The organism is Sphaerotilus mobilis (genome assembly GCF_004216565.1).
Classification (GTDB): Bacteria; Pseudomonadota; Gammaproteobacteria; order Burkholderiales; family Burkholderiaceae_C; genus Sphaerotilus; species Sphaerotilus mobilis.
The window spans coordinates 1-1,278 of record NZ_SGWV01000005.1; the positions used below are offsets into that span (position 1 = coordinate 1).

A 1,278-nucleotide genomic window follows, 5' to 3' on the forward strand; every position below is an offset into this window, starting at 1 on the left:
GGCGGGCTACAACTTCACGACCACCGACGACCTGAAGATCGATGCACTGGCGGCGGACACCACGCCCGACCAGGTGCTCAACGCGGCAGAGAAGGCGGCAGCGAGCACGAACGTCACGATCAGCGGCACGATCGAAGGCAGCGCGGAAGTCAAGAGCAGCTACAACAACGACGCGATCGTGGTCAAGCTCAGCAAGGATGGCAGTTCGGACATCACGCTCAGCGGCGTGAGCTACAACGCCAGCAGCGGCGTGTGGAGCGGCACGGTGCCCACCAGCAGCCTGAGCGATGGCGCGTGGACGATCACGGCCACCTCGACAGCCATTGGCGGCGGCACCGTGCCAGAGGGCACGGTGACCACGGCCCAGCGCACCTTCAGTGTGGACACCAGCCTGGCCAGCCCGGTGCTGAGCTTGGTGGCAGACACCGGCAACGCCAGCGATGGTGTGACCAGCAACCTGAGCGTCAACGTGAGTGGCATCGAAAGTGGTGCGACCTGGGTGTACAGCACCGACGGTGGCACCAGCTGGAGTTCCACCCCCTTGGCCTCCACCGTGGGTAGCTTCACGGTGCCGGCACCGGTCGTGGCCACGGGCGTCACGTACGACGCCAACAAGATCGTGGTCAAGCAGACCGATGCGGCGGGCAACGTCAACCTGAGCACGGCCAGCGGGTCGGTGGGCGCGATGGGCAAGAACGCAGCGGCGTGGACCTTCGACAACCAAAAGCCCAACGCACCCGTGGTGGCCTTGGGCAGCGGGGTCGCGCCGGGAGATGGTGCGACCGCAGCGGAGGCCAAGGCCGCAGGCGCGGTGACGGTGAACGCGGAAGCGAACGCCGCCGTGGTGGTGACGTACACGGGCTCGGCAGCGGGCAGCACCGCTGTGACCAAGAACGTGACCGGCACTGGCTCGGTGCAGAACGTGCCGGCGCTGACGGACGGAGAGATTGCCGACCTCAAGGACGGCACCATCACCGTGAGCGTGGTGGCCACCGACAAGGCGGGCAACGCCAGCGATGCGGGCACGAGCAGCTTCGTGCTGGACACGGTGGCACCGGTGGTGAACACGGTGACAGACACCACGGTTGCGGGTGTGACCAAGGACGCGATCGACTTCTACGTGACCTTCAGCGAGGCCCTGCGCAGCACGCCGACCACGGGGCACTTCAGTGCCACCAACGGTGCGGTGACGTCTGTTGGCGTGGTGGCGGGCGTGGCCAACCAATACAAGGTGACGGTGACGCCGACGGCGGACGTGGCCAGCGGCAACGTGGCCCT

The 1,278-nt window shown here is 67.0% G+C and carries 1 protein-coding gene; it reads left to right on the plus strand.

All coding sequences use genetic code 11. The features are described from left to right. Nucleotides 1–1,278, plus strand: a 1,278-nt coding sequence (locus EV685_RS20510) for a hypothetical protein (RefSeq protein WP_165396671.1), incomplete at both ends; no start/stop codon positions are given.